Source organism: Nocardia suismassiliense, from assembly GCF_900269665.1.
Classification (GTDB): domain Bacteria; phylum Actinomycetota; class Actinomycetes; order Mycobacteriales; family Mycobacteriaceae; genus Nocardia; species Nocardia suismassiliense.
Window position 1 is genome coordinate 2476263 of record NZ_LT985361.1, and the last position, 18584, is coordinate 2494846.

Annotated in this window: 23 protein-coding genes and 1 tRNA gene; 14 read left to right on the plus strand and 10 right to left on the minus strand. The window is 66.3% G+C overall.

Translation table 11 applies throughout. From position 1 onward, the window contains the following. The first annotated feature begins 17 nt into the window (after nucleotides 1-17). Together DBO33_RS11080 and DBO33_RS11085 are read left to right on the plus strand one after the other, a co-directional pair. A complete protein-coding gene (locus tag DBO33_RS11080) occupies nucleotides 18-1124 on the plus strand; it encodes a PDR/VanB family oxidoreductase (protein ID WP_107654950.1) in 1107 nt (368 codons plus the stop codon). 30 nt (nucleotides 1125-1154) lie between these two features. Beyond that, nucleotides 1155-2933 carry an SDR family oxidoreductase gene (locus tag DBO33_RS11085; RefSeq protein ID WP_107654951.1) on the plus strand — a complete coding sequence of 593 codons (1779 nt, stop codon included), beginning with the start codon at nucleotides 1155-1157 and terminating at the stop codon, nucleotides 2931-2933. On the opposite strand, the gene DBO33_RS11090 is transcribed toward DBO33_RS11085, so the two are convergent. Together DBO33_RS11090 and DBO33_RS43535 are read right to left on the minus strand one after the other, a co-directional pair. Next, nucleotides 2930-3445: a glycine-rich domain-containing protein gene (locus tag DBO33_RS11090; protein ID WP_234390781.1), complete on the minus strand. Its 516-nt coding sequence runs from the start codon at nucleotides 3443-3445 to the stop codon at nucleotides 2930-2932. The genes DBO33_RS11085 and DBO33_RS11090 overlap by 4 nt on opposite strands. A gap of 311 nt (nucleotides 3446-3756) precedes the next feature. Beyond that, the gene (locus tag DBO33_RS43535; RefSeq protein ID WP_199856581.1) at nucleotides 3757-3939 is read right to left on the minus strand and encodes a hypothetical protein; all 183 of its coding nucleotides are present in this window, start codon (nucleotides 3937-3939) and stop codon (nucleotides 3757-3759) included. A gap of 44 nt (nucleotides 3940-3983) precedes the next feature. Here DBO33_RS43535 and DBO33_RS11100 point away from each other — a divergent pair, with 44 nt between their 5' ends. Both DBO33_RS11100 and DBO33_RS42685 read left to right on the plus strand, forming a co-directional pair. Continuing rightward, on the plus strand, nucleotides 3984-4991 hold the full coding sequence (locus DBO33_RS11100; RefSeq protein ID WP_107660163.1) for a zinc-binding dehydrogenase: 1008 nt from the start codon (nucleotides 3984-3986) through the stop codon (nucleotides 4989-4991). Nucleotides 4992-5046: 55 nt separating this feature from the next. Next, complete coding sequence (locus DBO33_RS42685) at nucleotides 5047-5214, plus strand: hypothetical protein (RefSeq protein WP_159080210.1); 168 nt, start codon at nucleotides 5047-5049, stop codon at nucleotides 5212-5214. On the opposite strand, the gene DBO33_RS11105 is transcribed toward DBO33_RS42685, so the two are convergent. Continuing rightward, nucleotides 5202-5642 (minus strand): nitroreductase family deazaflavin-dependent oxidoreductase, encoded by a 441-nt coding sequence (locus DBO33_RS11105; RefSeq protein ID WP_107654953.1) that lies wholly within the window; start codon nucleotides 5640-5642, stop codon nucleotides 5202-5204. The genes DBO33_RS42685 and DBO33_RS11105 overlap by 13 nt on opposite strands. Nucleotides 5643-5760: 118 nt before the next feature. Here DBO33_RS11105 and DBO33_RS11110 point away from each other — a divergent pair. Further along, nucleotides 5761-5834: transfer RNA gene (locus DBO33_RS11110), tRNA-Ile, on the plus strand. A 372-nt stretch (nucleotides 5835-6206) separates the two neighbouring features. After that, a complete protein-coding gene (locus tag DBO33_RS11115; protein ID WP_159080211.1) occupies nucleotides 6207-6452 on the plus strand; it encodes a hypothetical protein in 246 nt (81 codons plus the stop codon). Between the two features lie 52 nt (nucleotides 6453-6504). Here DBO33_RS11115 and DBO33_RS42690 read toward each other — a convergent pair whose 3' ends face one another. Beyond that, entirely contained in the window at nucleotides 6505-7194 is a 690-nt protein-coding gene (locus DBO33_RS42690; RefSeq protein ID WP_159080212.1) for a hypothetical protein, read from the minus strand. Between the two features lie 723 nt (nucleotides 7195-7917). On the opposite strand from DBO33_RS42690, the gene DBO33_RS11125 reads away from it, so the two are divergent. Further along, nucleotides 7918-9111, plus strand: a complete 1194-nt coding sequence (locus tag DBO33_RS11125; RefSeq protein WP_234390782.1) for a lipase family protein — start codon at nucleotides 7918-7920, stop codon at nucleotides 9109-9111. 3 nt (nucleotides 9112-9114) lie between these two features. Here the strand turns inward: DBO33_RS11125 and DBO33_RS11130 are convergent, their stop codons facing one another. After that, nucleotides 9115-9555 (minus strand): hypothetical protein, encoded by a 441-nt coding sequence (locus tag DBO33_RS11130; RefSeq protein ID WP_107654957.1) that lies wholly within the window; start codon nucleotides 9553-9555, stop codon nucleotides 9115-9117. A 145-nt stretch (nucleotides 9556-9700) separates the two neighbouring features. Between DBO33_RS11130 and DBO33_RS11135 the strand changes: the two genes are divergently transcribed. Continuing rightward, on the plus strand, nucleotides 9701-10264 hold the full coding sequence (locus DBO33_RS11135) for a YdeI/OmpD-associated family protein (RefSeq protein WP_107654958.1): 564 nt from the start codon (nucleotides 9701-9703) through the stop codon (nucleotides 10262-10264). Nucleotides 10265-10266: 2 nt separating this feature from the next. Here DBO33_RS11135 and DBO33_RS11140 read toward each other — a convergent pair whose 3' ends face one another. Further along, on the minus strand, nucleotides 10267-10911 hold the full coding sequence (locus DBO33_RS11140) for an NAD(P)H-dependent oxidoreductase (RefSeq protein ID WP_107654959.1): 645 nt from the start codon (nucleotides 10909-10911) through the stop codon (nucleotides 10267-10269). Between the two features lie 50 nt (nucleotides 10912-10961). On the opposite strand from DBO33_RS11140, the gene DBO33_RS11145 reads away from it, so the two are divergent. Together DBO33_RS11145 and DBO33_RS11150 are read left to right on the plus strand one after the other, a co-directional pair. Next, nucleotides 10962-11318 carry a MerR family transcriptional regulator gene (locus DBO33_RS11145; RefSeq protein ID WP_107654960.1) on the plus strand — a complete coding sequence of 119 codons (357 nt, stop codon included), beginning with the start codon at nucleotides 10962-10964 and terminating at the stop codon, nucleotides 11316-11318. Nucleotides 11319-11455: 137 nt separating this feature from the next. Next, entirely contained in the window at nucleotides 11456-11962 is a 507-nt protein-coding gene (locus tag DBO33_RS11150) for a flavin reductase family protein (RefSeq protein WP_107654961.1), read from the plus strand. 3 nt (nucleotides 11963-11965) lie between these two features. On the opposite strand, the gene DBO33_RS11155 is transcribed toward DBO33_RS11150, so the two are convergent. Beyond that, a complete protein-coding gene (locus tag DBO33_RS11155) occupies nucleotides 11966-12805 on the minus strand; it encodes an RNA polymerase sigma factor SigF (RefSeq protein ID WP_107654962.1) in 840 nt (279 codons plus the stop codon). Next, the gene (locus DBO33_RS11160; RefSeq protein ID WP_159080213.1) at nucleotides 12795-13145 is read right to left on the minus strand and encodes an anti-sigma factor; all 351 of its coding nucleotides are present in this window, start codon (nucleotides 13143-13145) and stop codon (nucleotides 12795-12797) included. The genes DBO33_RS11155 and DBO33_RS11160 overlap by 11 nt, the downstream gene beginning before the upstream one ends. Before the next feature lie 303 nt (nucleotides 13146-13448). On the opposite strand from DBO33_RS11160, the gene DBO33_RS11165 reads away from it, so the two are divergent. The 3 genes from DBO33_RS11165 to DBO33_RS11175 all read left to right on the plus strand — a co-directional run bounded on the left by DBO33_RS11165 (nucleotide 13449) and on the right by DBO33_RS11175 (nucleotide 15811). Beyond that, a complete protein-coding gene (locus DBO33_RS11165; protein WP_107654964.1) occupies nucleotides 13449-14243 on the plus strand; it encodes a GAF and ANTAR domain-containing protein in 795 nt (264 codons plus the stop codon). Continuing rightward, complete coding sequence (locus DBO33_RS11170) at nucleotides 14240-15025, plus strand: ANTAR domain-containing protein (RefSeq protein WP_159080214.1); 786 nt, start codon at nucleotides 14240-14242, stop codon at nucleotides 15023-15025. Before DBO33_RS11165 ends, DBO33_RS11170 begins: the two co-directional genes overlap by 4 nt. 102 nt (nucleotides 15026-15127) lie before the next feature. Further along, on the plus strand, nucleotides 15128-15811 hold the full coding sequence (locus DBO33_RS11175; RefSeq protein ID WP_107660164.1) for a PAS and ANTAR domain-containing protein: 684 nt from the start codon (nucleotides 15128-15130) through the stop codon (nucleotides 15809-15811). Nucleotides 15812-15814: 3 nt separating this feature from the next. On the opposite strand, the gene DBO33_RS11180 is transcribed toward DBO33_RS11175, so the two are convergent. Then, entirely contained in the window at nucleotides 15815-16708 is an 894-nt protein-coding gene (locus DBO33_RS11180) for an STAS domain-containing protein (protein ID WP_107660165.1), read from the minus strand. A 219-nt stretch (nucleotides 16709-16927) separates the two neighbouring features. Here DBO33_RS11180 and DBO33_RS11185 point away from each other — a divergent pair, with 219 nt between their 5' ends. Continuing rightward, entirely contained in the window at nucleotides 16928-17767 is an 840-nt protein-coding gene (locus tag DBO33_RS11185) for an SDR family oxidoreductase (RefSeq protein ID WP_107654966.1), read from the plus strand. 78 nt (nucleotides 17768-17845) lie between these two features. Here the strand turns inward: DBO33_RS11185 and DBO33_RS11190 are convergent, their stop codons facing one another. Next, nucleotides 17846-18574, minus strand: a complete 729-nt coding sequence (locus DBO33_RS11190) for a GAF and ANTAR domain-containing protein (RefSeq protein ID WP_107654967.1) — start codon at nucleotides 18572-18574, stop codon at nucleotides 17846-17848. Between the last annotated feature and the right edge of the window lie 10 nt (nucleotides 18575-18584).

An 18584-nucleotide genomic window follows, 5' to 3' on the forward strand; every position in this document is an offset into this window, starting at 1 on the left:
TCGGGTGGGGTTCGAGCGTGACTGCGCGGCACATTCCTGAACAGTTGCCCGCCGACCTGTTCGGCAAGGGGGACCGCGACCGGGCGGTGCGGGTGCTCGACGCGGTCGCCTCTGCGCGACTGCGGTGGACGACGCTGATCAACCGGCGTGATCTCGCGCCGCGGGTGGACGATCACCGGCTGGCCCTGGTGGTGACGGAACGGCGGATCGAGGCATACGACCAGGACGTGGTGAGTCTGCGACTGGCCGCGCCGGATCGGCGGGAACTGCCGCCGTGGCGGCCCGGTGCCCACCTGGATCTCGAACTGCCCTCGGGCCGGTTGCGGCAGTACTCGCTGTGTGGCGATCCCGCCGACACCCGGGCGTATCGCGTTGCGGTGCGCCGCATTCCGGACGGCGGCGGCGGGTCGGTGGAGGTACACGACAACCTCCCGGTCGGTGCGCCGATCACGGTGCGCGGGCCGCGCAATGCCTTCCCCTTCGCCGTGCCCGGTCACGGATCACCGGCCGCCCGTTTGCATTTCATCGCCGGCGGGATCGGGATCACGCCGATCCTGCCGATGGCGCGGCTCGCGCAGCGGCTCGGCATCGAGTGGTCGATGGTGTACACCGGCCGCAGCCGCGACACCATCCCGTTCCTCGACGAGATCGCCGGGTTCGGTGACCGGGTCACCGTGCGCACCGACGACGAGCACGGCCTGCCCGACGCCGCCGCGTTGCTGCCCGGTGTCGCGGCCGATACGGCGGTCTACTGCTGCGGTCCGGCGCCGATGACCACGACCGTCGCCGCCGCCATCCGCGAAATGCCCTGGGTGGAACTGCATTCCGAGCGGTTCTCGCCACCGCCGATCGTGAACGGTGTGCCGTTCGAGATCGAATTCGCGTCCACCGGTGAAGTAGTCGAGGTGGCCGCGGATCGGTCCGTGCTGGACATCATCCTGACGACCCGGCCGGATCGTCCCTACTCCTGCCGTCAGGGCTTCTGCCGCACCTGCAAGGTCCGGGTGCTCGCAGGCGAACCGGAGCATCGGGAAACCGTGCTCACCCCGGCCGAACACGAGGCGGGCGACATGCTCGTCTGCGTATCCCGTTCGCCCGGTGGGCGACTGGTGCTCGATCTGTAACCACGACCTCTGGTCAGCAAGGAGAAACCGATGACGACCATCGAACCACCGGAGCTCGTGGCCGCCGAGCGGACGGTACGCAGCGGCGAATTCGAGCTCGCCGTCTACGAATACGGCGATCCGAGCGCGGAAACCGTGCTGCTGGTGCACGGCTGGCCAGACACCAATCACCTCTGGGACGCGGTGGTGCCGTTGCTGGCGCGTCGCTTCCATGTGGTCACCTACGACACCCGCGGGCACGGGCGCTCCACCCGCACCCGGCGCACCGAAGACTTCCGGCTCGACGTGCTCGCCGCGGACTTCTTCGCCGTCGCCGACGCGGTGAGCCCCGACCGGCCCGTGCATGTGCTCGCGCACGATTGGGGCTCGGTGCAGGTGTGGGAGGCGGTGTGCGAGCCGCAGGCGGCGGCGCGGGTCGCCTCGTTCACCTCGGTGTCCGGGCCGAACCTGGACCACATCGCGAACTGGATGCGCGCCAGGCTGTCCCGGCCCACCCCGCGCAACCTCTGGCAACCGTTCAGCCAGGTCTTGTCCTCGGCGTACACCTTCTTCTTCATGACACCGGGCCTGCCCAGGGCCGTCTTCGGACTGCTCGGCACCGAGCAGCGCTGGCAGCGAGTGGTCTCGATCATGAACGAGACGTCGCCGTCGAAGGTGATTCTCGGCCCGACGTTCCGGCAGGACATGGTCGACGGCCTGCTGATCTACCGGGCCAACATCGTGCAGCGCCTGCTCTCGCCGCGCGAGCGGCACACCGAGGTGCCGGTGCAGCTGATCGTCGCGGGTCGCGATGTCGCGGTCCGGCCGGCCGGGTTCGACGACGAACGTAAGTGGGTGCAGCGGCTGTGGCGCCGCGATGTGCCTGCCGGGCACTGGATGCCGTTCTCCCACCCCGAACTGCTGGCCACCGCGACCACCGAGCTGATCGATACGATCAACGGCGGCGCGGTCCCGCGCGGGCTGCGCCGGGCCGAAGTCGGCCGCAGCGCAAAGCCGTTCGAGGATCAGCTCGTGGTGATCACCGGCGGCGGCAGCGGTATCGGCCGCGAGACGGCGCTGTCCCTCGCGCGCCGCGGCGCCGAAATCGTGCTCTCCGACATCAATCTCGTCGCGGCCAAGGAGACGGCCGAGCTGATCGCCGCCGAACATGGTGTGGCACACGCCTATCAGCTCGACGTGTCCGATGCGGCAGCGGTGACGGCGCACGCCGAGACCGTGCTGGAAACCCATGGCGTGCCGGACATCCTGATCAACAACGCCGGAATCGGCCAGGCCGGTGGGTTCTTCGACACCTCGGCGGCGGAGTTCGACCGGGTCATGCGGATCAACCTCGGCGGCGTGGTGAACGGGTGCCGGGCCTTCGGCCCCGCGATGGCCGAGCGCGGCCTGGGCGGGCACATCGTCAACCTGTCCAGCATGGCGGCCTACAGTCCGCAGCAGGGGTTCAGCGCCTACTCCACCAGCAAGTCGGCGGTGTTCATGTTCTCCGACTGCCTGCGTGCGGAGCTGGCCGGTCGCGGCATCTCGGTGCACACCATCTGCCCCGGCATCGTGCACACCAATATCGTTGCCAACACGACCTTCTCGGGCGTCAGTGCGGAGGAGGAGAAGCGTAAGCAGGAGCGCTACGACAACCTCTACCGGATGCGGCGCTACGGTCCGGAGAAGGTGGCCGAGCAGATCGTGCGGGCCGTCGAGAAGGACCGCAGCATCGTCCCGGTCACCCCGGAGGCCCGGGTGCAGTACCACGTCAGCAGGCTCGCGCCCGCGATCGGCCGGTTCGTCGCGGCGCGGGTGAAGCTCACCTAAACGGCGGGCAGAGTGCGCAATTCGGCCTCGATGGCCGCGACGCGCGCGGCGTCGACGCCCCACGGGTGTTCGACGCCGACCCTGCTGTCAAGGTCCCACAGCACGCAGGACTCGCCCGGTTCGGCGGCCAGCGCCCAGGCCACCACGGTGCGGCCCAGCTGCTCGCCCATGGTGCCGTGCGAAACGTTCGGTGGCCCAGCGCCTTCCGGGAAGTGATGCAGGAAGCGGCCGTACGCGGCGGCGCAGAACGCGGCGTACCGCTCGGTGCAGAGGATGAACCCGTGCCACGCCTCGTCCACGGCGTGCGACGGCATGCCGATCACCTGTCCGTCGCGCATGGCCGCGCCGCAACAGCGCAACCACTGCCGCAGGCCGGTCTCCACCAGGTCGCGCGGCTGCCACGGGACGGTCTTGTAGACGGCCTCGGGCAACTCCAGCGCGGCGACGGCGGCGTTCACCGCACCGAGATCGATGGGGCGCTGCCGGGGTCTGCGGAAGCTGAAAGACGGCACAGTTCACTGTACGCAGGCGGGAGGGGCCGCTACGGTTCATGAATGGGTGGAGTTCTTACTTTCCTGATCGTGCTGATTGTCGTCGCGGCACCGTTCGTCGTCATCGGCTTGATCGCCCGGTCGAAGCGTGGCAACAGGCGCAATCCGCGCTACCGGAATCAGCGTGGTGATTCGCACCGGCGGCATAGCGGCGGTTCGGAGACCTACTGGGTGGCCGGTGCCGCCGGTATCGATGCCGGGTCGCCGAGCAGTTGTAGCGGCGGCGGCTGGTATCCGGAGTCCGGAGGCGGGCACCACCAGCACGGGGGAGGTCACCACGACAGCGGTGGCAGCAGCTGCGGCGGGGGTAGCAGCAGCAGTTGCAGCGGTGGAAGTAGCTCCAGCTGTGGTGGCGGGAGCAGCAGCAGTTGTGGTGGTGGCAGTTCGTGAATCGCTTTCGCGCTGAGCGAAACCGCCCGCGCACGGCTTGACCTCAATAACAGTTCAGGTTCCATGCTGATCCCTGTCGGACGAAACAGGAAAGCTATGGAGGTTGGTCGTGCGCGCTGTGCAGGTAGCGGAATTCGGTGGGCCCGAAGTACTTACGGTGCGTGAGGTGCCGGAGCCGGTGGCCGGGCCGGGCGAGGTGGTGGTGGATGTGGCCGCCGCCGACGTGATGTTCCTGGATGCCCGGTTGCGCGGCGGATGGGGTGGGGACTATTTCCAGCTGGCGACTCCTTACGTGCCCGGCGGCGCGGTAGCTGGCGTGGTCAGCGCGACCGGTGACGGTGTGGACGAGTCCTGGATCGGCAAGCGTGTCACCACCGCGACCGCGGCCAGCAAGATCGGCGGCGGTCAGCCGATCGGCGGCTACGCCGAAAAGGCGCTCGCCAGTGCGGCCACGCTGACCGTCGTGCCCGACGGGTTGAGCCTGGCGCAGGCCGTCGCGCTCGCACACGACGGGCAAACCGCGTTGGCAGTGTTCGACAAGGCTGCGATCCAGCCGGGGGAGTGGGTGCTGATCACCGCGGCAGGCGGTGGACTCGGCACTTTGCTGATCCAACTCGCGCGCGGGGCGGGCGCACGCGTGCTCGCCGCGGCGCGGGGCAGCGCCAAATTGGCGTTGGCCGAACGGCTCGGCGCCGACGTCGTGGTCGACTACGCCGAGGCGGGCTGGTCGGACAAGGCCAGGGCGGCGACCGGTGATGCGGGCGCGAATGTCGTGCTGGACGGCGCGGGGGGCGCACTGGGCGAAGCCGCCTTCGACGCCATCGCGGACAACGGGCGATTCCTCGGTTACGGCATGGCCGCAGGCGAATTCGCGGCGATCGACAGTGCGTCGGCGGCCGCCCGCGGCATCACCGTGACCGGTCTGCTCGATGTCACCGACGACGAGACCGATTGGCCGCGGCTGGCCGAACGCTCGCTCGCCGAGGCCGCGGCCGGGCGGCTGGAAGTGGTGATCGGCCAAACCTTTCCGCTCGACGAGGCCGAAAAGGCACACGCCGCCATCGAATCCAGGACGGCGGTGGGCCGCACCCTGCTGACCCTGGATTCCGCTGTCTGAGAGACCACCGAGCAAGCTATGGCGGGCACCCTGGCTCGGCGCTAGGGTGCCCTGCGTGGAGACTCTGATCGTTGTTGGTGTGGTCCTACTCGTGCTCGCTGTCGTGGTGGTTATCGTGCAAATAGCCAGCAGACCGCCGAAAGACGAAAGTCGATGGGACAGAGATGATCCCGATGACTACGACGGCCGCTGGGACGAGCGCGACGACGACTACCGGGACTGACCGGCCGGCGTCAGCACCACCACCGGAATCGGCCGCTTGGTCATCTTCTGGTAGTCGCTGTAGCGACCCTTGCTGATCTTGTCCATGATCGCGAACCGGCGCGCATAGTCCGAATTGTCCGGATATATGGGCCGCGCGACCACCGGCACCTTGCGCCGCCCGATCTGAATCTCACACTCCGGCTTGGCCTTGACATTCGCCAGCCACCCCGGCGGTCGCGGCGATCCACCGTTGGACGCCATCACCAGACAATCCGCCCCATCCCGTCCGTACGTCAGCGCCGACGTACGCGCCTGCCCCGTCTTGCGGCCCACCGTCCGCAACAACAGCGTCGGATTCCCGAACAACACCCGATGCCCCACCAAACCGCCACTGTTCTCGTACACCCACTGATGCACCTTCAGCACCTTCGCGAACACACTCGACATGGTCGACCCTCCACACGGTTGCCGGACGCCCCACCCTAACCGCCACCCCGGGTCCGAGTGGTGCTAGTCCCACCCCAGCCGGTAGCATCCCCCACGCCTGCGGTGCACCCGCAGAAGAGGGGCGGTAGCTCAGTCGGTTAGAGCCGTGGACTCATAATCCATTGGTCGCGGGTTCGAGCCCCGCCCGCCCCACATAACCTCTCTGACCAGGCTTTTTATCCCGGTCGGGAGGTGATTCGATGTGTTGTCGGGGCGGAGACCAACAAATTGGTGCGCAGTTGATCGCGTCCTGTCCGGAGTTCAAGGACGGGTGGTCCGCTTTGTCCGGTCGAGTGGGTACTGCGGTTCGCGTCAACGTTCAATAGAAGTCGGCGGCAAAAGCTTTGGCCTCCCCTCGGGTGGTCAGGGCATGCCTGCAGGCTCGCATCCGGTGTTCTCCGGACCGGAATATTGATAAAGCGGCGCTGACCTGCTGGTTCAGTGTGTGAACACCACTCCATGCTTGGCGGCAGGGATGTGCTTCCGGTGATGATTGCGGCGCCATCCGCGAGGCAACGGAGCCTGATGGTCGAGGCGCCGCCGGTGGAGGGGATCAGCGGCGTCCTCAGCTTTTCCGGGCCGGCGGCGGCAATCGAGGCGCGCTCCGACAGGGGGGAGCGTGGCGAGATCGCTTGTCGGGGTATGGACCACGGTCGTAGTCGACTGCTCATCGAGATCACCGGTGGGCAGGACGGCCCGGCGCCCGACCCGCCGACCGAAAAGCAGACGGCCACGTATCAGTGTCATTTCGAGCGCGGTAACGCCGAGTAATGATTCAGACCGCGGTCCCGAGAGTATCCATAGGTTGTCTAGCGTTGAGCGATCAAAGGTTCCAGATGGCGCCGGTGGACTGAATGGCGTTGGTGAAACTGGGGTCATCCTTACTGGGCGTCCAGGTCAATTGCATCCAGCCGAATTTCTGCATCTGGGTGCGGACGCACAAGAATGTGCCACTAGGCATTTTGTTCAATGGCACAGTGAGGATGTCGTAGTGCGCCGCCTCACAGGCGGAGTAGCTTGGATGCGAGTCTCCCGTAGTAGGGGCATGCGCGAAGCGGACACCATTCTCGGCCGAGAGGCCGAGCTTGCCATGCAGGGCATAGTGCGTTTGCGGACCCATCGGTACGCCCTTCCAGTCCAGGAATGACATGCCCCACCATTGAGGGTCCTCGAATTTGAAATGTGCGATGGCCGCACCGCCTTTCGACGGTGGATCCACGCCTGCGGGCGCAGCCGAAGATGCAGTGGATGTGGTGACGGGGACTCTGGTGGACGAAACGCCGATCGCGCCGGTCGGAGGTGCACTGGTTGTGCTTTCCGGGGTCGGCCTGAATTGTAGATATGCAACCACCACCGCAATGATCACGCCGATGATGCCAGCAATAGCACCGATCTTTTGCCAATTTGGGCCGCTGCCGCTGCCGCTGCCGCCGCTGTTCCCGTTGCCGCTGTTCCCGTTGCCGCTGATATTGATGTGGATGCCCCCGCCGGTGGGCGGTATGGGTGTCGACATACGCTGTGTTCCTTTGTGGATAGTCGCATCGTGCCATCAGCGCTGATGGATTTCCGCTGCCTGCCTCAGTGCAGCACTGGCTGTCTGGGCATCCTGAACGTTGGGGCGTCAATGCTGCGGCAGGAAACCTACATCGGCGGTGTGCGGTAAAGCAGAGCAAGCAGCGTGTTTTCGAATCCGCGGGCTGAGTAAACCGTGGAATCCAAGCAGTCCCCGATCCTACCGGCTGTCACGCCTGACACGACGTCGAGGTAGGCATCGAAATGTTCAGCTGACCAACTCAATTGAGTGTTGACACGGTGCCTGATCGATGAGCCGTTGAAGCCTTTAGCAGGCCTAGCAAACGACCGATCGGAATCAGTGCAGGCATATTTGGAGGAGCACTTCATGGACGTAATGACATTCGAGCGAGTGACCAAAGGAGCTGTCGTGGAACGAGCCGGTCATCCCGGGCGCCCATCCCCTACCGCGTCAGGCCAGCGCCGAATGCGGGCGGCCGACGCGATCGGCTGGCTGCGGCCTCACTTGCAGACGGCCGCTCTGGTAGACGAAGGCGGCTTCGCTATGCGACTTCCTTTCTGTGCGTCTGTGGTTCAACGTTGTCTGTGGCAGGTATGTCGGGCGGAGTTTGGGTACTTCCCGGGGAGACCTGCCTGTCGCGGCATTCGGTGGGGCCTCGACTTGGAGTTCCGGTAAATCCGAACTAGCAGGAGCGTTCGTGTGATGGCGACCCGATTCCGCAGTACGACAACACGATTGATTTGTTTGGCGTTGATGGTCGTCGGGATCGGCGGGGTGCCGTCGGCTGCGGCGGTGCCGGTGTATCCGGTGGGGGAGGCTGATGGGTTCTATGCGGCGCCGGGGGATCTCGCGGACTATGCCGCGGGGGATGTGGTGCGTAGTAGGCAGGTTGCCGCGGCCGGGTTTCCTGGGGTGGTGGTGTGGCAGCTGTTGTATCGGTCGGTGAACTCGGCGGGTGTTCCGGTTGCGGCGGTTACGACGGTGTTCGTGCCGGCGGGTGGGGGGAATCGGCCGCTGGTGTCGTATCAGCCGTTCGTGAACTCGTTGGGGGTGCGGTGTGCGCCGTCGCACAGTCTGTTCGACGGGACTATGCAGGAGGCGCCTGCCTTGAATCTGCTGTTGGCTCGGGGGTGGGCGGTTGCGGTGCCGGATCATCTCGGGCCGACGAGAGCGTATGGTGCGGCTCGGTTGGGCGGCATGCTCACCCTCGATGGGATTCGCGCGGTGCAGAGGTTCGGGCCTGCGGGGCTGGCCGCGAGTCCTGTTGGTATGGCTGGTTATTCGGGTGGTGGCATGGCCACTGGGTTCGCTGCCGCGCTGGCGCCGGAGTATGCGCCGGAACTGGCGATCGTCGGTGCCGCGCAGGGCGGCGTCCCGATGAACCTGGCCACGTTGGCTCGCGATGTCGGGTCGACGCCGAATCAGCTGTTCGGACTTGGTTTCGCAGCCGCTGTGGGATTGGAGCGGGAGTATCCCGATCGGGTGCGGCTGGAGCCGCGACTCAGCCCGGCGGGGCTGGCGTTGCGCGATCGGATAGCCAACGCTTGTGCAAACGAGATCATCGCTGCGGGTGCCAACCGCCGGCTGTCCGATGTGTTCACCGGCGGCGCCTTGGATGACGACCCGGCGACGGCACAGGTGTTGCGGGAGAACAGCATTCAAGACTTCGACGGTGTGCCGCGCGTACCCATCTACCTGTGGCACGGCACCGATGATGTGGTGTCTGCGCAGGCGGTTCGCGACGTGACGGGGCGGTACTGCCGCGCGGGTACGCCGGTGCGGCTGGACATGATTCCGGATGCTGATCACGGTGCCGCCATGCTGGCGGGCGCGCCCCGGGCGCTGGACTACCTGGCCGACCGCTTCGCCGGGCGTCCAGCTCCCAGTACCTGCTGACCGTTAGCCGGCGTTGCCCTTTTTCCTGATCTGCTTGGCGAGCTCCTGCTCGAACTGCTCGGGGGTGAACTTCATGTCGCCCTTGGGAAATTCCATACAACCGGCGGCCGTGACTTGGCCGGGGAGGGCGGCTGCGCCGGTCGGCTCCGCAGCAATAGCGAGTTTGCCGTCGGGTTTGACCCCGCACACGAAGTAGGTCCCCTTCTTCGCCGAATCGAGGATGAAGAAGAAGCCGGTGATCGCGCCTACCTTGGGCGCCTTGTTCGCCGCCGTGCATTTACCGGCTTCGACGGGAGCGAGATTCTCTCCGATCGCTTTTCCGGACGTGATCGTGGTGCACCGGTAGCTCGGCGACGTTTCGGCGGATGCGGTCGGGGCGACGGCCAGCAGGGTCGCAAAGGCGGCCGCACCGGTCGCGACGAGATGAGCGGGTCGATAGTGCACGGGGTGGTGACCTCGTTTCTGTGGGACGGCTCTGGCCTGGGTATTCGGACCCGAGCCGGTTCTGGATTGGTCACCTCCGGGCAGCGGTCAGAATGCGGTTGGAAAGTGCTCATTCAGTGAGCACTTAACTGCGGATGATGGATTCATGGAAAGCATCGACGCAGGTTCTCTTCGTTTCCCGGACGCGGCGCACTGGGAGTCGTGGCTGGCCGACCACCACGACGATTCGGCTGGCGTCTGGCTGCTGATCGCGAAGAAGGGTGCTGAGGGGATCACGATCGGTGAAGCCCTCGACGTCGCCCTGTGCTACGGCTGGATCGATAGCCATCGCAAGGGCTTCGACGACCAGCACTACTTGCAGCGGTACTCACCACGGCGGCCGAAAAGCCCATGGTCACAGGTGAACGTGGAGAAGGCCGAGGCGCTGATCGCCGCGGGCCGGATGCGCGCGGCCGGCCTGGCGGCGATCCGGGCGGCCGAGGCGGACGGGCGGTGGGCGGCCGCCTACCAGCGCCAGCGCGACGCGACCGTCCCTGCCGATCTGGCCGCCGCACTGGCCGGCGATGAGCGGGCACAGGCGCAATTCGAACTGCTGGACCGGACCCGGCAGTACGCCCTGTTTCTCCGGCTGATGAAGGCACGCACCCCGGCCGGTCGAGCCACGCAGCTCGACCAGATCGTCGCGTCACTCGTGCAAGCAAGCCAGTAGCGTCAGCCCACCACAAACTTCCGGTCGAACGCCGCTTGCGCACGCTGCGCCAAATCACCACCAAGCTTGTACCCCTGAGCCGCCAGCTCTTCATGAGCCTGCGGGTCAGTGGTCTCACTGCCATACAGAACTTCAACAGAGGCTCCGGGAATCTCGGAGTAACCAGCAATACCGTCCCGAAGCTGCAGCGTGATCGCGTCCTTGTACCCACGACGATCGAACGTCCCTTGGTTGATCCCCGCCAACGCGATGAAGTGCAGTTCTTTCACCGCACTAGGACCATCGGGGGAGGTGTTCTCATAGGCCCACCCACGGCTGAACACCCGATCGATCCACCCCTTGGCCAGCGCTGGCATCGACCACCAGTAGACCGGGAACAACAGCGCGACAACATCGGCCGACTCGATCAACTCCTGCTCCCGCCGCACATCGGCGGGCACCTCGCCGAGCAACCGGTGCACCGCGAGATCCGCAGCCCGGAACACCGGATCGAATCCCGAAGCCGTCAGATCATGCACGACAGTGGTGGTGCTTCCGTCCGCCTGGATACCCTGCTCGACCGCGCGGGCGATGGCCCAGGTGGCGGACTCGTGATCCGGGTGGGACACCACGAGCAGTACTTTCGGCTGACTGCGTTCGTTCGTCATACGGCCAAGGTAAAGTATGACACTAACGTCAATGTCAAGGAGAAGCTCAGGTGCGGATCAAAGATTTGAGCCAGCTCACCGGTGCGACCCCGCGGATGCTGCGCCACTACGAGAACGCCGGTGTCCTGACCCCCGAGCGCGATCCCAATGGGTACCGGCACTACCGCGAAGAGGACGTCAAGACGGTCAACGACATCCGGTGTCTGCTCGCTTCCGGCCTCTCGCTCACCGAAGCCGCCACTCTGATCCACATCGCGTGCACCGCCCCGCAGAGCGCCACCGACCAGGACCGCGACGATGTGCTGGCGCAACTCGACGAACGCACCCGGCAATTGGACGCGGGCATCGAACGACTGCTCGCGGAGAAGGCCAATCTACTCAAACTCCGCCAGGACCTCGGCCGCTGATCCCACTGCCCCGAAATCCATAGACCCTGCGCACCGCCGACTTCTCGTAGTGTGGTCTATGGACTGCCCACTTGCCGCGGTCCCGAGCCGCATCCGAACACGCGGCCCGGGCGGCGGCCGAGCCGAGCGCGAGGACCATGTCGGACAACGTCACCACAGATCGCTCCGGTTTCGACGCGGTGATCGCGGCCGCCGACTATCCGGTGTTCGTCGTGACCACCCGGGCCGATGGCCGCCAGGCCGGGTGCCTGGTCGGCTTCACCTCGCAGGTGAGCATCGAACCGCCGCGGTTTCTGGTCGGCATCTCCAAGACCAACTTCACCTTCGGCGTCGCGATGGCGGCCGAGCACTTGGCGGTGCACTTGCTCGGCCGCGAACAGTCCTCGCTGGCAGCACTTTTCGGTGCGGAGACCGGCGACGACATCAACAAGTTCGCGCACTGCAAGTGGCACCCCGGCCCGGCCGACGTGCCGATCCTGAGCGCCGCCGCGGGCTGGTTCACCGGCCGCATCCTCGAACGCCACGACCTGGGCGACCACGTCGGCATGCTCATCGAGCCGGAGGCCGCCTCGCCCCCGCCGGCGCACACCGACGCCCTGCGCTACAACGCCGTCGCCAGGCTGAAACCCGGTCACACGGCATAACCGTCAGGCAACGCAGACCGCGGGCTCCTCGTCCGAGGCCTGGGCGCGCAGCGTATTCAAGGTCTTGGACAGGATGCGCGAAACCTGCATCTGGGAGACGCCGAGTTGCTCGGCGATCTGCGCCTGCGTCATCGATTCGAAAAATCTCATGATCAATACCCGGCGCTCCCGCTCGGGCAGCGCGGCGATCAACGGCCGGACCGTCATCGACTGTTCCAACAGCTGATAGCACGGCTCCTCCGCGCCCAGTCCCGCGGCGAGCGGCATCGGCGTGGCCTCCCCGTCATCGCGCGTTACGGCATCGATCGAGTTGGTCTGGTAACCGTTCTTCGCGATCAACGCCTGGGTGACCTCGCCGACATCGAGGTCAAGTTCGGCGGCGATCTCCCTGGCGGTGGGTACCCGGCCGAGCCGGTTCGACAGCGTTTCGGTGGTGGGCCCGAGCAATTGCTGAATTTCCTTGAGCCGACGGGGAACTCGGACCGCCCAGGTGTGGTCCCGGAAGTGCCTGCGCACCTCGCCCATGATCGTCGGCACGGCGAACGAGAGGAACGAGCTACCCCGCGTGACGTCGAACCGGTCGACCGCGAGAATCAAACCGAGACTGGCGATCTGCTGCAGATCGTCGAAAGACTCACCGCGACCGGCGAACTTGCGCGCGATGTGCTCCGCCAGCGGCAGGCACAGCCGCATTACTTCCTCGCGCAACTCGTTTCGATGCGGATCGTCCGCGTCGAGCGTTGCCATCTTCTCGAACCACGGCTCGATATTGTCGTAGCTGTCGCCGCGGGATTGCGTACGTCGCGGTGCGTCGACCCGGTCCGCCGTGAAGTCACGCTGCATCGGATAACCCTCGCTCCCAACTGAATTCGATGGCCGTCGGATACCCTCCCGCCGCCGGCTCAAAAGGTTCCTTGATCAACTCGGCAGAATCGGTCAATACCTGCACCAACTGCCAGCTCAACGGGTCGCGGGTGATTTCGACATCGCGCGTGGTCGTCGCGCTGATTCGCGCGCGGATGCTGCGCCGGCTGTAGGTGAACGCGCACCGCAGCGTCGAGCCGGGCACGGCGTCGAGCATCAGTGCGGTAGCCGCCTCGCTCAGTACGAGCCGGATGTCCGGAATCGCATCGAGCGTGACCTCGGCCATCATGCACGTGGTGTCGGTGAGCGCCCGCAGCATGCCCAGCTCGTGCGGCTCAGCGGCCAGCTCGAAGACGACTCGGTGCGCGACCACGGATGTCTGGTGTGATGTAGATGTCCTGGAAGCCACCTTCATCATGTTCACCGCCTCCCATCGATTCACTGCGGCCATACCCGCGCCTTGCCGTACCAATCACCTCGGCAACTTCTCGGCGTGCACTGTGACCGGCGTTACCCGCATCGAGCGCGGCGCGCAACGGTTGTAGACGTTCTTTCGCGCGGTCGGTTCGGGATTCGGGGCCCGGCTGGAGTAGCGTCGAAGTCGGGGAGATAGGAGTCCGGGGTGGAGGGAGCGTCCGGCGGTTTCCAGGGTGAGCACCCTGAGGGCCCGAGCCGCGATGCCGCACGCGCGGCTGGTTCGCTGTTCACCGGAATCAGCACGCTGTGCTCGGCCGCGGTCCGCCTCAGTGGCGTCGACGGCGCCGCCCTCGCGGTGCTCAGCAACTCCACCCAGGCGCGCGAATTGGTCTATGCGACAGACGCGATCGCCCAGCAGATCGACGAATTGCAGTTCGTGGTCGGTGAGGGTCCGTGTGTCGATGCCTACCGAGCCGAACGCCACCAACTTTGGCCAGATTTGGCACTCGACGCGGTGGCCGCGCGGTGGCCGGCCTTCACCCCCGACGCCCTCGCACTAGGGGTGCGTGCGGCGTTCGCCTTTCCGGTGCCCGGCGTGCTGCGGCCGATCGGAGTGCTCGAGCTGTACCGCAACACGGTCGGTGTGCTGGCCGGCGCGGAACAGGAGTCCGCAGCGGCCTGCGCGGTCGCGGTCGGGCGCACCTTGCACGCGAACTGGGCCGAGCGGATCGACCTGGCAGGCAGCGTCGAAACCGCGCTCGACAACGCCGAATTGGACAACGAATCGACCATCGCCGACGGCGACTTCTCGCGGGCGGAGGTATTCAACGCCGCCGGGATGGTCGCGGTACAACTCGCGGTGCCGATCGGCCAAGGACTGGACCGGTTGCGCGCCTACTCCTACGCACAGCGCCGCTCCATCGCCGACGTGGCAGCCGATATTGTGTCCCGGCGGCTGTCGTTGCGGGATCAGCGCGACTCGACGGAGGGGCAGCAATGATGAACTCGGCCCGGGCACGGCTGGCGATCGCGGAACTGACCGCGACGCTGACCACCGATTTCGATGTCCCGACGCTGTTGCATTCGATAGCTGCGCACGCTCGTGACTGTTTCGACGCGGTGTCGGCGGTGGTGATCCTGCGCGATCCGCGCCAGCCCGCGGATGTGGTGAGCATTCAGATCGTCGCCGAGTCGCTGCGCGACGGCAGCTCGGCCGATCCGCGGCTGCATATCACCGGGCCGGGGCTGTCGAGTGCGCGCGACGGTGCGGTGGCGATGATCGCGGATCTCGACGCGGGCGACGACGCCAGCTGGCCGCAGTACCGCAGGCAGGCGCTGGCCGCCGGGCTGCGGTCCATGCGCGCGTTTCCGGTGGTCGCGTTGACGATGCCGCTCGGCTCGGTCGTGGTGCACCTCGACGAGCCGTGGGGAGTGGCCCGCCCCAACGACTTCGGCCAGATTCTGGCGGACATCACCGCGATCGCGCTGTCCACCGGGCGGGTGGACGGGCGCCGGGCCAGCACGGGTGAGACCGTGGAGGCGGTGCTGCACGGCACCACGGTGATCGCCGCGGCGGTCGGCGTGCTCGCCGAACATTTCGACCTCGATATCGCGGCGGCACGGCAACAGTTGGTGCGGCTCGCCCGTGCGCACGGCGTGACGCCCACCGCGCACGCGCAAGCCATCGTCGAAGCGCAGAACACGACGCCGTGGGACCCCGGTGCCACCGGGGTATTGCACGCCCCGCCGGAGCTGGCGCCGCCGCGGCACATCGACATCTGAGCGCACCGCTTCGAGGGCGGGAAGACGGCCGTGGTTCCGACACGAGCGACCGACCGCCGACACGACGTGAAAACCGCAGGTGAAGCGCATACTTACCGCGTGATGGAAACAGGCGCACCGGCCACCGAGGCGGCGACCGACGCGGTCGTCCAGGTGGTCGGCGGCGGTACCGCGCAGGCCACCGGAGCCTTCGAATTCTGGTTCGCCGATCAGCGGTGGCAATGGTCGGACGCGGTCGCGGCGATGCACGGGTACGCGCCGGGGACGGTGACGCCGACCACGGAACTGCTGCTGTCACACAAGCATCCGGAGGACCGCGCGCAAGTCGCCGAGGCGATCGCCAAGTCGCTGCGCAATGCCGAGCCGTTCTGCAGCCGCCACCGCATCATCGACACCGCCGGGGTCACCCGCCATGTGATCGTCTTCGGCGACACCATGACCGACGAGAACGGCAGGGTCGTCGGCACCAAGGGCCACTACATCGACCTGACCGACACCATCGATGAGCAGCGCCAGGAGTTGCTCGACGGTACGCTGCCCGAACTGTTCGAGGCGCGGGCCGTGATCGAACAGGCCAAGGGCGTGCTGATGCGGGTGTACCGGCTCAACGCCGAGCAGGCCTTCCGGGTGTTGCAGTGGCGGTCCCAGGAGACCAACGTCAAGCTGCGCACCCTGGCTACCAGGTTGATCGCCGAGTTGGACGCACTACCGCCGGCGCCGCCGCAGGTGCAGACCGCGTTCGACCACCTGTTGCTGACCTTGCACGAGCATTCCGGACCCGAGTGACCTTCAGGCTTCCGGTCGTCGGGTGGTGTCGGTGCGGCTGACCTCGTAGCCGAGCAGTCGTTCGGCCTCTTCGATACCGCCCTGGAGGTCGCCGACCGCGTTCATCTTGGACAGGTCCAAACCGATGGTGACCAGCGTCAGCGCGATCTCCGAGGACAGGCCGGTGATGATCACGTTCGCGCCCATCAGTCCGGACGCGTCGACGGTCTGTACCAGGTGGTTGGCCACGGTGGAGTCGATGGTCGGCACACCGGTGATGTCGATGACGACGACCTTCGCGCGGTTGGCCCGGATCGCGCGCAGCAGCTGCTCGGTGAGCTGACGGGCGCGCTGACCGTCGAGCACGCCGATGATCGGCAGGATGAGCAGCTGTTCACGCACCTGGAGTACGGGTGTGGACAGCTCGCGGATCGCCTCTTGCTGCTGGCGGATGATGCGTTCGCGTTCCTCGACGAAGGACACGCCCACGGTGTTGGCGATGCGGTTGGCGGCCGGTTCGTAGGCGTCGAGCACCGCGTTGAGCAGCTGGAAGTCGTTCTGGTACTTCTCGAACAGCGAGCGGGCCAGCACGTCGCGCAGCAGCAGCACGATGCCGAGGACCTCGTCGGTCTCGACACCGCGAGGAATGATGCGCTCGGACAGATCCCTGGCGTAGTCCTGCAGCGCCTCCACCGACCCCGTCTCCAGCACGGCGACGTAGTTGTCGTAGACGGAGGTGGCCTCGGAAAACATCTCGTCGGGCGTCATCGCGGTCAGTAACTGCGCCTCGGTGATGCGGCGCGCCCATTCCTCGCGCAGCACGGTGCGGTTCTGCCGGAGGTGCTCAACCAGCTCGGAAAGCAGACCCTCGCTGACACCGTTGCTGCTGGTGTCGGTCGCGAAAGCAGTAATCGACATCTCGGACAATGCCGCCTCCGGTCCATCCCACCGCGAATCGGACTCTCGCGTGCTCGAAAAACGCGGTGGCCAGCCCGCTGTTGGACCGTTCCACCGACCGCAGAATCGTATACCTATCGCGGCCGGCACAGCCATCGAAAGGAGGCGACGGAGGTTTCCGGGCGCGGCGACGGGATAACCGGTCTGCGTCCCATCCGAGCGCGCAGGAGGTTCTCCGCTATGGGTTTCCCCGAGCAACAGCAAGAAGTCCCTGGTATCCAGGCCCAGATGCAGCCGGTGCCGGACTGTGGCGAAAAGAGTTACCGCGGTTCCGGGAAGATGACCGGCAAAGCGGCCGTGATCACCGGCGCGGACAGCGGTATCGGCCGCGCGGTCGCGATCGCCTTCGCGCGCGAGGGCGCCGACGTGCTGATCTCCTATCTGAATGAAGACGAGGACGCGAAAGAGGTCGCACAGCTGGTCGAGGAAGCCGGTCGCAAGGCGGTGCTCATGCCGGGTGACCTGTCCGACCCGCAACACTGCCGAGCCGTGATCGACCGTGCCGCAGCGGAATTCGGCAAGATCGACGTGCTGGTCAGCAACGCCGCCTACCAAATGACGCACACCACCCTCGACGAGATCAGCGACGAGGAATTCGACTACACCTTCAAACTGAACGTCGGGGCCTACTTCTACCTGGTCAAGGCCGCATTGCCGCACATGCCGCCCGGCTCGTCGATCATCGGCAGCTCGTCGGTGAACTCGGATATGCCCAGCCCGACGCTCGCGCCGTATGCCGCGACCAAGGCCGCCATCGCCAACTTCTCGGCGAGCCTGGCGCAGTTGCTGGGGGAGAAGGGAATTCGGGTCAACAGCGTGGCCCCCGGCCCGATCTGGACGCCGTTGATCCCCGCGACGATGCCGCCGGAGAAGGTCAGCAAGTTCGGCGACGACACCCCGCTCGGCCGGGCCGGACAACCGGCCGAACTGGCGTCCAGCTATGTGCTGCTCGCCTCGGACGACGGTAGCTACATCTCCGGTGCCCGCGTCGCCGTCACCGGCGGCAGGCCGATCCTCTGACCGTCCGAACGCGTAAGCCGTCCGCCGTTCGCACGCTCCGGAATACCTTGGCGGAGTGTGCGAGCGGCGCCGCGACGGCTACGCTGGCTCGACGAAATGCGGTGCGCGGGGTTTACGGCCGCTGACCGTCTCGATGATCTGCGCGGCCAAGTCCGCGACGCGCACATTGTGCCGCTGCGACCTACCGCGCAGCACCTTGAAGGCCGCGTCACGGTCGCAGCGCCGTTCGGCCATCAGAATGCCGAGTGCCTGGTCGATGGTCGACCGTGAGGCGAGGGTTGCGCGTAGTTGTACCGTCAGCTCAGCCAGCCTTACCGTGTCGGCCTTGACCGCGAGCAGTACGCCGAGATGTTCGGCGGTCAGGGCGGCGGCTCGCCGGACCCGGGCGGTGAAGCTGTGCGGCTGGACGGCGTAGAGCGACAGTGCGCCGATGGCTTCGCCGTCCACCGAAAGTGGTTCGACATAGATGGATTCGATCCCGTAGGCCAGCATTCGTGCCGAATGGCCGCCCCAGCGCTGCTCCGTCGCGACATCGGGTACCGAAACATGGTGTGCGGTACTGATTGCCTCTAGGCCGGGGTCGTAACCCTCACTGCGCCGAGCTTCTTCGACGAGCATCGCGTGCGCTTCGCTCGAACCACCGAAGATGGTTCCGTGTTTACCGGTCAGTCGGACCTCCGCCATGGGCTGGTTCGGCAGCATCCGCGCAACGACATCGGCTATGGCGCACAGTGATTCGTTGATGTCGTCGCTTGTCAACAGCAGCGACGTCAACTCCGACATCCCCTGTGCCAGCTCCTCAGCCATGGAACACCTT